Genomic DNA, 13,694 nt, shown 5'->3' with positions numbered 1-13,694 from the left:
GAATGGAATGGAAATGAGATACGATATGAAGAAAATCTGTGACAACAAGAAGAATTGGCCAATCGGCTTGTCTCTGGCTGTCTTGCTGAGCCTGCCCCTGACGGCAGAAGCCGCGCCGGAGCCATCCACACTCAACGTCAAGGGCATGCCGGATTCCGGCCGCATCCTCAACGAGCTCGAGCCGGAGCGCCGCATTACGCCGCGGCAGGCCAAGCCCGAGATCGATACGAAGATTCCTGACGTGCAGCAGGGCAGCCAGGAACTCCAGGCACATATTGACCGTATTGAATACATCTGTGCGGAACTCGATGTAAAAACGGTTTTAAAGGATGAGATGCAGCCGTATCTTGGCAGGGACATGGATTTTGCCGCGATGCAGGACCTTGCCCAGAAGGTCACGGCAAGCCTGCGCCATCATGGCTATATGACGGCCGTGGCCTATGTGCCCGCCCAGGATATTGTCAATCATACTCTGAAAATCAAGGTCATCATCGGCCGCATCGGCGACCTGCGCATCGACAACACGTCTTCCCTGATGGATGAGCGGCTGCTTTCCTATATCGGGGACATTCGCCCCGGCCAGCTCATCAAGTCGCAGCCGCTGGAGAAAACGCTCCTGACGCTCAATGATCTGGCGGGCATCAAGGTCACGGCTTCGATGCAGCCGGGCAAGCGCCGCGGTTCGGCCGACCTTTTGCTCAAGGTTTTTGACCTCGAGCGTGAAGGCAGCTACCTGTCCTACGACAACTACGGCAGCAAGTCGACGGGCCGCAACCGCTTCGGCATCGAGTACCACTACAACAACCTGACGAATGTCGGCGATCAGATTTCACTGTCTGGCATGACGAGCACGGACGACCTGCACAACTTCCAGTTGCGCTATACGGTGCCGGTCGGCAACGACGGCGCGAGCCTACACCTGACGGCAGGGCAGATGAACTACGTGCTCGGCGGCCAGTATGACTACCTCAATGCCGACGGCCTGACGAACACGTATGAGCTCGGCGTCTCCATCCCGATGCGCCGCACCTACGCGCAGTCGCATTTCTACTCTGTCAACGTGCGCCATCGCGACATCCACGACTACATCCTCTCAGGCATGTACGGCACGGAGAAGACCTCCGACAGCATTGAAGGCGATGTTTACGGCTATTACCGCGATGACCGCAATTCGTTCTCCTATACCATCGGTCATGTCGCCGGTGATTTGCACGTGAGGCGCAACAATTATTCGGCACCGGACGCCATCGGCAATTATCACAAATCCCTGATGGACCTCTATTATATCCACGAGATCGACCGCAACTGGCAACTGCATGTCTCGATGAGCGGCCAGTACGGCTGGACGCCGCTCGATTCTTCTGAGCAGTTCTACATCAGCGGCGCTGATGCCGTGCGTGCCTTCGTGCAGGGCGAAGCGGGCGGCCGGAGCGGCCTGCTCGGCACGGTAGAAATCCGCCGGTCGCTCGGCATCCCCGGCCTTATGGCCACCGCCTTTGTCGATGCGGGCCGCATCATGGGAGATGGCACGAAAGACCTCGCCGGCGCGGGCCTCGGCCTCATCTATCAGAAGTCGCGCGACTGGTACGGCAAATTCGACTGGGCCACGCCGCTCGGCTGCCATTACTCCGAGAGCCTTGGCAAGGATGTCACGAGCACTGCATGGCTGCGGCTCGTCAAACAGTTCTAATACCAATATTCTTATTGCTGATATAGAATTTCATTCTATCTCATAAAATAGTAAGGTGACTAATATGAAAGAGCTGTATATCAAGAGATTGCAACGCACGATCGCCCTGACCTTATCACTCGCGGGCGGTCTTTATCATATGGCATGGGCAGCGGAGGCGCTGGATTCAGCGGCCTTGCCGAAAAATCCTGGTACAAAAGAGAACGTTGATTCCATCGTCACGAATGACACTACCATGACGATTACGCAGACAAAAGGCAAGAACCGGGCTTTTATCAGCTGGGATACGTTCAACATTGGCAAGGATGCCACGGTCAATATCAAGCAGTACAGCGGTGCCGACCTGCTCATTAACGCTGTGACGGGCAGCGAGATGTCCCAGATTGCCGGCAAGCTCAATGCGACGGGCAACGTGGCCCTTATCAACCCGAACGGCGTCATCTTCATGAACGGTGCCCAGGTCAACGTCGGTGGCCTCGGCGTTTATGCCACGGGATATGATGCGAAAAACGGCATTGTCAACAGCGGTAAAGAGGGTAATATCGAGATTCAAAGCGGCGCGACCATCAATGTCGGTGTCAGCGCTGTGCTGGCGAATCTCAAGGCCCTCAGTATCGACCCCAAGGACTATGCCATCGCCATCGACTCTACCGGTGAAGACGGTTACACGAACCGCATCCATCTTGTCGCCGAGGGCAATGTCGATATTCAGGGCGGCACGACTGCTGCGCCCACGAAGATCATGGCCAAGGATTATACCTACATCGGTTCCAATGCGTCCGTTGGCGATGAGGGCTTCAATGTAGGCGTTGGCGCTATCGGAATGGGAGGAAAAATCTACATCCGCTCCGACCGCGATGCCGACGACTACGGCCAGGTCATCATCACCCATGGTGAAAATACCATCAAGCCCGTCATGCAGAGCGTCAATGGTGTCAGCATTTATACCAATGCAGACCAGGCCGATGGCGATGACGATACGACCAACGGCATCAATGCTGCCGTCAGCCGTACGGAATCCGGCGATGGTGCCACGACAACGTACTATACCAAGCATAACTACAAGAGCACTCCGACCTTTAAGATCGACGGCTCTGCCTATACAGACGGCACCAGTGTGTCCGTAGACGGCCCCGGCATAACGGCCGACAAGCTGAGCAATGACACGAGTGACACGAACAAGAATAAGATCAGCACGTCCTATGGGGGAAATGGTGCGACGACGGTTACGACCTCCCTGCTGGTCAACAATATGGACCAGCTGCAGGATATTGAAGATGAAAATACAGGTAATCTCGACGGCCGCTACGTGCTGGGCCGCGCTATCAATGCCACCGACGACGCACACTCCTATATCGATGACGGCGTCCTCTACACGAGGAATTCGGACGGCACCGTGAAAAAGTGGTCCACGGCAGACGGCGTGGAGATCACCGGCACCAAGTCGGGCGGCAATCTCTCAAAGACAGTCAATGGCACCACGATTGGCTATTCGAAGGATGAGAATAAAGCGACAACAAAGTTGGCAAAGGATACAGAGCTGTCCGATGGCACGAAACTTTCTGAGGAAACAACTCTGTCCAATAACGGCACAGTAACTAGTGCAGAGAATACACGGTGGAGCACGACCAAGGCGACCAAGGACACATCGACGGTTACGGACAAGACTGCGGGCAGTATCTATACCATCCAGTCGGATAAGACGAGCGTCGTCGACAAAGACGGACTGACTTCCAATACTACGGCCAAGACCGTCACAGACAAGAACAAAACCTATACTGCCGATATCAGCGGGAACACCATCACCCATACAAGTGATAGCAGTGTCACCGACACAAACTCCCATACCGTTACCAAGCCGGCAGGCACGTCGGATGCCGGATATACAGCCACGATTGCAGATGGCACGGAAACTGCAGCAGGGACATCCGGCACCATTGCCATCAATGGTATTACCTATACGGTGAAGGATGGCAAGGTATCTGATACAGTCACATATGACGGAAGTTCCGTAGATATCACGACAAAGAAAGTTGCGAAAAACGATGTTACAACGGAAATTTCTGATAGTACGGATACACTGAAAAAAGGAACCATCACAAAGTCAGGGACGAGCAGTGATGTGACCATTAATGGCAGTACGACCACCATCAAGAGCGGAGACACGTCGTATGATATTGTTACTGGTACGGACAACACGATTACCTATACAAAAGGAACGACATCAGCAGATATCTCTGGCAAGACGGTTACTATGGGAAAAGTATCGGTAGATACCAACACGAGTAAAGTCACCGACGGAGGTACAATTGCGACGATCAAAAGCGCTACAGATGGCACGGTCCAGTACGATGGCAAGAGTTATGTCGTATCGGGCAACGAAGTATCCCTTCCAGACAGTACGACAGGGGAGACGGTCTCCGACACCGTGAAAAATACAGTACGCGACTTCTTTACAAAGGCTAATACTGCACTGACTACGGCGACGAGCATATACAGCGACTATGCGACAGCCACGAGTCTTACCAATACATTGAACTCAGCCATTACGACACTGGATGCAGTCGAGACGAAGCGTACAGATTCCACTGCCGTACAGTCTAACTTCAAGTCGGCCGCTGAGCAGTTGAAGTCGGACACCACACTGTTCAATACAGCATCGACTGCTCTGAAGAATGCGACCACAGCCCTTTCGCAGTACAATGCCCTGCAGCAGGCCATCAGTGACAACACGGCATTGGAACCTACACTTAAGCAGGCTTACGATGAATTCCATAGTACCCACCTTGACGATGCGAAGATTGAAAATATCCACTCGGACAAGTGGGATGAAGGCAAGGGCTTCAATCCCATCGGTGACAGCACGAATTCGTTTACCGGCAGTATCAATGGCTTCAGCGGTGAGAGGGTCTTTGGTATCAGCAACCTCACGATTAACCGCCCCGACGAGGACAATGTGGGGCTGGTCGGTGTAGGTGATTCTGCTGACTTTGCCAACCTGTATCTCAGTAATGTTTCCATTACGGGCAAAGACAACGTTGGCGCGATTGCCGGTACTCTGCAGAACGGTTCTCATATCAGCTGGTCCAGCACATCCGGCACCGTGACCGGCACGGGTGAGAGTATCGGCGGGTTCGCCGGTCTCGTTGACAACAGCTCCATGTGGGATATCTCCAATAGCGCGACGGTCCAAGGCACGAGCACAGATGGCACGGATAAGAAAATCGGCGGCATTGCCGGAACGCTCAAGAATAGCAGCACTCTCACGGATGTGCGCAATTTCGGCACCATCTCCGGCACGGAAGACGTCGGCGGCATTGCGGGCTATGTCGAGAACGGCACTATCCTCGGCACCGGCTCTGCGATTTACAACTATGCCAATACCTACAACACCGGCAAGGTGACAGGTACGACCAATACCGGCGGTATCGTGGGCCATGCCAAGGGCATCTACATGTACGGCGTGTTCAATACGAATGAAGATGCCCCGCTGTCCAAGACGAGCCAGCTGATTATTGGTGATGACAACAAAGTCATCCAGCGCGGCGATGGTACAACGAGTGAGGCTGGTAAGAGCATCACGGATGCTGCCTTGCAGAGCAACTTTGGCAAAGTCAAAGGTGTCACCAACACCGGCGGCCTTGTGGGCTATCTGGAAGATGCGCCGGATTTCAGCAAGAAAGTCACCAATATCAATATCAGTTCGACGACGAAGACGGAGACAGACGGAACGACCACCAAAGAAGCGGTCGAAGATGCTCCCATCACGAACAATGTCATCGATACGAGCTATAATGCCGGCAATATCACAGGTACAGGCGAAAACACCGGCGGCCTTGTGGGCAAGATGACAGGCGGCACATTGTCGAACGTCTACAACGCCGATAACAATACCGTACTGCGCGAGCTGGGCACGATCCCTGATGCCGTAAAGAATGCCAAAATAAAAGATACCAGCGACCATTCCAAGACGTATGCCTACAGCAAGACAAAAGTGTCCGAACCCAATAATAAGGACACGACGAACAATCAGGACCTGACGCAGTACTACAGCTTCTTCACGGTCGGCATCGACGGCACGCGCACGTATTATTACTTCCTCCCTGTGTCGACGACAAGCGGCACGACCCAGAAGGGCGCGGGTGGCATCTACGTTACAGCAGATGGTAAACCGGCTGCATCGCTGCCATCTACAAGCGAGCGCTATTACTTCAACCGTACGTTCAACAAAGACGCCAATGTCACGGGCACGGGCAAGAATACCGGCGGCCTTGTCGGCAGCATGACGACGACAGGCGATGCAAAGAAGTATACTTCTGGTTCCGTCATCGATTCGGCCTACAACGCCGGTACGATAACAAGCAGTGATGCGGCGACCACCGGCGCTCTAGTCGGCTCGAAAGATGATGCATCGCTCATCAAGGACAGTTTCTATGTCACGGGAACCGATGCGGCCAATGGCAATACGTATTCGGGTACGGTCAACAAAGTTGTCGGCACCTCGAGCGCGCAGGACAAAAATATTGAAAATACCGATTTTCTGGATGCCACAGACTCCAAGAAGAAATACTATGTCAGCAACAATAGCACGCGCACGAACTTTCCCGGCGTCCAGCAGAAGACGGATACCGATAAGGACTCGTCTGGCAACATCACTGCGACGTATTACGAATACACCAGCGGTACGAATGGCTCGTTCTACACCGATGGCACAGGCTCCATGGACAGCATCAGTCATATCTATCCGATCACGACGACGGGGACGACGGATTCTTCTACGGGCAAGACCACCTATACGTCCACTCGCTCCACGAAAGCATCCTATACCAGACAGGATGACGGCACGTTCAAAGATACGAGCGGGAATAAAGATACGGACGGGACAATCTATAACGCGACTTATGATACCGCGACGCGCCAGATTGTCTTGACGCCGGTGAGCGGTCCGAGCAGCAATACCGTCGTGCTCAATGCCGTCCTGGCGGCCCGCACGGCCAATGAGACATGGACCATCTACGAAGATCAGACGCGACCGCTTCTGACGGCGTTCCTCAACAAGGCGTCGCTGAGCCGTACGTTCAGCTACGACGGCACGACCCATAACCTAAAGACGGACGATGTCGCGAACCTCTATGGCCGTGCCGACTTCGACGGCGATGCCGGCAAGGATGTCCAGCTGTCCAACTACCAGCTCTCGAGCAACGGCGTCTCGAGTGAGTACACCTACGACAACACATCCATTTGGTCACCGCAGCACGGCTACTACATGGACCCGGAGTCCACACTTGTCATCAACCCGGTCAACATGAGCGCCAATCTCTACGGCACCCGCGTCTACGGTGATATCTTCAATACTCGCGGCTACTATGTCTGCGTGCCGTATACCGCAGCAGATGGCACGAAACAGTATTCGTTCTACAAGCCGGTAGAGGAAAGCGGTAAAGAAGGGTATACGCTTCTTAAAGGCACTGACTCGGATAAGGCTTTGACAGAGTTCTTTGGCAAATATGAGCAGACGGAAGATGGCTTATTGAAGCTCGCAGAAGAAAAAGGTTTCTATGTCCTGGAGCTCAATGGCTTCATCAACGGCGAAGGCGTTGACAATCTTGGCGATCTGATCACAGGACTTGTCACAACTTTATCAAACTCTGGCTCGACAACTACGACTGCAACGTCTGGCAGCAACCTCCAGCATCTCTTCAGCAGCGTCACTGCCGATACGTATCTCGATGCAGGCATCTACAACGTCACAAATGCCCAGATTACCGGCCTCACTGCCACAAACCAGAACTACACCATTAACTACGGCGGCACGCTGACCGTTAAACAGGCCGAGCTCTATTACACCTACGACGGCTCGCGGGAGTACGGCGCGCAGAATAAAGACGGTGAGCATGCCTATACTCTGGTTGGCGTCGATTCCAATACGGCCGATTCTAACGGCAAGTATACCAGCACTCATGGCTTCCTGAAGTATTGGGATATCAATGATGAGACCATCACCATTAAGAACGATGACGGTACAGAGACGACCATAACGAATCCGTACAAGGATTTCTTCAAGAAAGACGGGGATACCTACGAAATCAATCAGGACAATATCGGCGTTACCGGCTACACGGCAGAGAAGACGACCACAACCACCGACGTCACCACAGGAAAGAGCACGACAGTGAAATCAAAGGATGACACAAAGTCGGCATCCCTTGATGATATCTATACGAACATGACGGGCATCATCAATAAAGACAGCATCAATCTGCCTAGCACAGACACAGAAAAGGTCATCGGCAGCTATGGTGATGGTGCAGTAAATGACGATATGTACACGCACGTCCTGGTCGATAAAGACGGCAAGCCCATCGGCTACAAGGTGACCTCCTTTGCCTCCAGTAATAAGAATGCAGACGGCACCATCCAGCTTTATTTCAAGGCATCATCGGACACCACAAATACTGCCGACAAAAACATGCAGGCCGCTGTGGACAAGTTCAATAAGAACTACAAGCTGGTCTGGAAAGAAGGCGGCACATACGACAAAGTATATACCATCGGAGATCCGGAAAAACCGACGCCTTCCGGCGATGCCGGTATCAAGACGGAGACAGACGGGCTGAAAGTCAACGACAGCACCTTCACTATCCTGTCTAAGACAGCCATCATCACGATCACAGGCAACCGCCAGTACGGCGACACGATGAATACTTCATCCGATACTCCGTATTCGACCACTACAAATAAAATCTTGGATGGTGCTTCTGCAGCCAGCTTGGATAAGACTGCCGGTACGTACAATATCAATATCGATGGCCTGACCAATGGCGATGATGAACATGTATTGGATTCGAAAAAGACGAAGGATCTGTTGTCGAAAATCGATAACAAAGATGGAACGGTTTCGGACGCTAAGGACGGCAAGAAAATCAATCCCTATACCGACGTCGCGCGTGATACGACGACAAAAGAGGCTGTCTATCAGAACATCAATGGCTTTGAAAAGAGTAAAGTCTCCGTTGTCAACGATGTCGTGACAGACGGCAAAGCGACGAATCAGATGAAAGTCAAGTCGATCACGATAGGTGAGGGCGACAAAGCAACGACGACATACGATAATCCGGACTCCATCCTGACGTCCAACAACTACGACTACATCCTGCAGGATGGCACCCATCAGCTCAAAATCACGCCGGTCGACATCAAAGTCACGGTCAATGGCAGCAAGACGTATGGCGACTTCAACTCCCAGGCGGCCACCGACTATACAGCCACAGCCAGTGTCTCGGGCGGCGTAACGTATGATGGGCAGAAGACCGGACAGGTCAAACTGAAGACCGGTGAGGTGGCGGATATCGTCATTGCCAACAATCTCGACGAGAAGAGTAATGCGGGGAACTATTCGTTTGATTCAACGACGAGTCCCTATAAGACAGACGGTGCCTTCACAATTTCACTGAGTAATGATTCGGTGGCAAATGCCGATAAGAAGGAATATGTGGCAGACAACTACGACCTCTCCTTTGAGACGACGTATACCATAGGGAAGGCGGACCTTTATTACACTTACGATGGGGAACGCAACTATGGTGCGGATAATTCTTCTGGAACACATACGTATACGTTAGTCGGCATTGATTCGGATTCCAGTAAAAAAACGGTTCAAGGCTATCTGAAATCGTGGGATATCGATGTCTTGCAGTCAACGGCAGACAGAACGCTGGATAACAATCGTCTGCAAGTGAAAAATGCAAATTATGGCATGACCGGCAGAGCTGTCCAGGCAGCCGATACCGATAATGCTGTTAAGGCAGATAATATCACGTCACCGACAGAAGTTCGTTCCATTGGCAATGATAAAAACAATGGATATTCGCATGTTATTGTCGATCGTGATGGCAAGATCCTCTCTTACACCGTGGATAGTCTGGAAAGACAGCTGGCTGGCACGTCGGGCAGCACGTTGGCAAAGAATTATAATCTCATCTGGAAAAAGGCGGGCAACTATACTGTGGCTGCACAGGAGCGTACATCAAGTGATGCACCAATCCAGCAGGAGAAACAAGCTATTGCGGTCCAAAACAGTTCATATCGGATTGACCCGTTGAATCTGAAAGTTAGCGTTACAGGACAGCGTGATTATGGCAATACCATGAGCACACAGTATACGACCGATGGGACGTCTGAAGCTGGTCGTTACAATATTGCTGCGGAAGGGCTTGCTTCGATGGATTCGTTGTCGGACATCTTAAATACAGCACATGTAGAGAACATGTTCTCTTCTATCGAAAATCAAACGACAGAAGGAAAAGACGCACCTACGCATGAGAACAGCAATGGCGAGGATGGCAAGCTCAGCAAGTACACCGATGTCAAGCGCAATGCAGATAACAAGTCGAAAATCGACAGCTACAGTCTCAATGTCGGCAGTACGGACACCAGCAGCACCATTACGCTGGCGTCCCATATCCAGACGGATGCCGAAGGTAAGGTCACGTCTATCGAACACGCGGATAAAGCAGATTCGTCTCATGGGTTCAATGTGCTGAACGACGATAATTACGACTATGTCATCAGCGATGGCACGCATACGCTTACCATCAACCCTGTCAACCTGACCGTCGATGTCAAGGGCGAGAGCACCTATGGCAAGACTGATACCAAGTATACGGTTACAAGCACTGGTACCAAGAATGGTGAAACCATGATTGCAGACAGCGGAACGCTATCGAATCTCGTGGCGAACTCGGCCGCCGGTAGTTATACGGCAAACGAGTGGACTGATACGACGGGGGCAGCAACCTCGACAGCATCTATTAAGTCTGGCAAGTATCTGAACACTGCAGAGCTTCGTTCCGGCAAGGCGCCTACTGCTGGTACGGATACCGATAAGGGGATCTATACGGTACAGCTTGGGGCAGGCGAGAATACAGATGGCAGCGGTCTTTCCACCTTTAGCTCAAACAACTACAATATCACCTACCATACGACGCAGATCATCAATCCTGAAAAGCTCACCATTACAATCGATGGCACAAAGGTCTACGGCAGTCAGTCGTCTGCTCTGTCTTCAGATGCAGTAATAATTACAGGTGTAGTTCCTGGAGATGCTGCAACCAATGTGACGGGCATAACCGACAATATGAATCAGACGCTTATGGATGCCGGTACATATCATCATGACTGGTCGAGCTATGCAGGAATCTCGGATAAGAAAGAAAGCTATACCTATGTGGACATGGAAGGAAACAGCCATACGGTTGACAAAGACAATGCTTCCGGCATTACTGGTGTGGACGTGCAGGAGAAATCTGGTTTTAGCTTCAACAACTATGATATAGATTTCAAGTCGACGTATACGGTCACGCCACGCACGGTGCGCGTCACGGTCAAGGGAGAATCGACTTATGGTGATCCGGCAGAGACGGCCGGTGAGAACTACAAGAAGATTGAGTTTGAACGAGCAGGCACTTCTGAGGAAGGTTTGGTTGGGGGCCAACACATTGATCCTAGTCAGATCACAGTTCTGAACAATCTGGTGTCGACATCGGATGCCGGTACCTACCGTTCGTCACAGTCTGGCGTCGGTTCACCTATCGAGTATGGTGCAGATAATCCGTCTTCGGCAGATGGTAAGAACTATGGCATCAGCGGAGTCGAGGTAAAGGATGGCAATGGCTTTAAGAATCAGAACTACAATATCGTCCTGCAAGAAGCTACCTATACGGTCAATAAGCGTCCGCTCACGCTCACCATCAAGGGTGAGAAGACCTATGGCGATTCGACGAGCCTCAGCGGCAGGGACTATACGGTCTCGCAGTCTGGTCTCCAGAACAACGAGAAGATTGACTTCAACGATGCCACTGTCGTACACAGCATGGAGACGGGCGACCGCTTCAGCAATGCGGGCGAGTATCATTCGAGCGATAACAAGGGCATTCTTGGCTTTGATGACAGTACCCTGCACGGTGATGGCTTCAAGCTCGGCAACTACGAGCTCACGTACGACACGGTCTTTGTCATCGACAAGCGCCCGGTCGACGTCTACATGGAGAGCCGCCGCACGTCGGGCTCGCCGAGCTCGCTGCGCATGGACGAGCCCATGACCATGCGCAATGTGCCGCAGGAGCATCAGGGCCGCTTCCTCTCGGATTTGCAGATTCTTGATACTTCCCCGCAGGTCATTGCGGCCGGGGATTATCCAGGCTTTGATGGCATCGGCTATCTGTATTTGAATTTTGCGGGTGACATCTACCGCAACTACATGATTCATCGCCATACGGTCTACCACATCCTGCCGGACCGCATGATGAAGCCGAGCGTCTACAATGCCGTGCAGCCGGTCCGCCGCCCAATCCTCGATGTCATGTACCTCAAGGTCGATGGCAGTGAAGGCATCAACCGCTGGAACGGCGTCCAGACACCGAAGGACGACGGTGCCATCATCCTCAAGGATGGTCTTGGAGGCGATAGAACGAGCCAGCCCCATCAGCCTGACCAGTTGACGCGGCCTGTTCCATCGGAAGGCATGGGAGACTTCCATGAGGAAGTCAGTCAGGCAGTCCCTGTCGTCTATACGGACGGCGAGAACAAGGAGCTTGGTGGCCGTTATCATCTCGCCTATGAGAACGATGCGGTCGTCGTGCGCCCGACGACCGATACGGCAGAAGTCCCCTCGCTGCGGGCGGCATCCGTCGCACAGGAAGAGCATAAAGTCCTGCATATCCCATATCAGGGCGCTGAGGGCGAGTATGCAGTGGCCTACGCCGACGGCATCGTCCAGCTTTACCCGAAAAACGATGTGGCGCGCCAGCTCGCAAAGTCCAAGGGCACAGACGAACAGCTTCTGCTGCGCAGCGGTCTGGCCTCAGCCGTACAAGAACTCGGTGTCCAGCTCGAAGATATTGAAGCTGTCTACATTTTCACCAAATAAAAAGCCGCCCCGGTTCTGCTCAACCGGGGCGACTTTTCGATTTCATCGTTAGCGACGAAAACTCTCCTGCATTGTATCCTAGCACAAGTTGCCGCGCTTGTCTTGTGACTCAGTTGCCATTGTAAAAGCGCCCCAGAGGGGCTTAGCCCGACTATTGCAGCGTATGTCTGGCAGGACTTTGCAGCAACGCACCGAATTCTATTGTTGTGAGATCTCGTCAGAGGGGAGGAATCATCATGGAAACAATCGAAGAACATGTTTTTGCGCGGAAGCGGTGGGTACTGGAAAAAATGCTCGCTTTTGGCTTTTGCCAATCTGGGGATGGCTACGTGCTCGAGCGAAGCTTCCTGGATGGAGATTTCAAGGCAGTTCTGTCTGTGACGGAGAAGGGGAAGGTTGCGGGACGCGTGATTGACACGACCACCCAGGATGATTACTACCAATTGAGACAGAAAAATGCTACGGGTGCATATGTCAATACGGTCCGCGCGGCTTATGATCGGCTTCTGGAGGAGATTGCGGCGGCCTGCTGCCAGGAGGTGCTGTTCGCGTCCGACCAGGCCAACCGTCTGACGCGATACATCCTCGAGCGCTTTCAGGTCGAGCCGGACTTCCCGTGGGAGAAAGAAGCGCGCTATCAGGCGTACGGCGTGTTCCGCCATGCGTCCAACCGCAAGTGGTTCGCCCTGATCATGCGCGTGAAGCGCGCCGTGCTCGACAAGGACGGCAATCCCGCGCTCGTCGACGTCATCAATCTGAAGATCCAGCCCGAGCACGGCGACGCCCTCCACCAGCTGCCCGGCGTCTATCCCGCCTACCACATGAACCACAAGACATGGATTTCCGTCGTACTGGACGACACCCAGACGGATGAAGCCATCATGCAGTGGATTGAAGACAGCTACCAGCTGACAAAATGAACGCAGGAGCGCGATGAAAATGAAGTTCAAGAACATCGACCACATCGTCATCACGACACAGGACCTTAAGGCATGCCTGCACTTCTATGTTGACATCCTCGGCATGGAACTCGAGCAGAGGAATGGCCGCAACGGTAGTCACTTGGAATACTGATTC

General features: G+C 52.8%; 4 protein-coding genes. All 4 read left to right on the top strand.

Annotated features, from left to right (window positions below):
• The first annotated feature begins 25 nt into the window (after nt 1-25).
• The 4 genes from DWZ54_RS04050 to DWZ54_RS04035 all read left to right on the top strand — a co-directional run bounded on the left by DWZ54_RS04050 (nt 26) and on the right by DWZ54_RS04035 (nt 13,691).
• Entirely contained in the window at nt 26-1,690 is a 1,665-nt protein-coding gene (locus DWZ54_RS04050) for a ShlB/FhaC/HecB family hemolysin secretion/activation protein (RefSeq protein ID WP_158573607.1), read from the top strand.
• A 64-nt stretch (nt 1,691-1,754) separates the two neighbouring features.
• The gene (locus DWZ54_RS04045) at nt 1,755-12,617 is read left to right on the top strand and encodes a filamentous hemagglutinin N-terminal domain-containing protein (RefSeq protein WP_118474619.1); all 10,863 of its coding nucleotides are present in this window, start codon (nt 1,755-1,757) and stop codon (nt 12,615-12,617) included.
• A gap of 236 nt (nt 12,618-12,853) precedes the next feature.
• Nucleotides 12,854-13,537 (top strand): MmcQ/YjbR family DNA-binding protein, encoded by a 684-nt coding sequence (locus DWZ54_RS04040; protein ID WP_118474618.1) that lies wholly within the window; start codon nt 12,854-12,856, stop codon nt 13,535-13,537.
• 19 nt (nt 13,538-13,556) lie between these two features.
• On the top strand, nt 13,557-13,691 hold the full coding sequence (locus DWZ54_RS04035; protein ID WP_233541614.1) for a VOC family protein: 135 nt from the start codon (nt 13,557-13,559) through the stop codon (nt 13,689-13,691).
• Nucleotides 13,692-13,694: the final 3 nt, after the last annotated feature.

This window comes from Mitsuokella sp. AF33-22, from assembly GCF_003475755.1.
Taxonomy (GTDB): domain Bacteria; phylum Bacillota; class Negativicutes; order Selenomonadales; family Selenomonadaceae; genus Mitsuokella.
The sequence above is the reverse complement of the archived record's forward strand: the minus strand, read 5'-3'. Positions and strand labels throughout refer to the sequence as shown.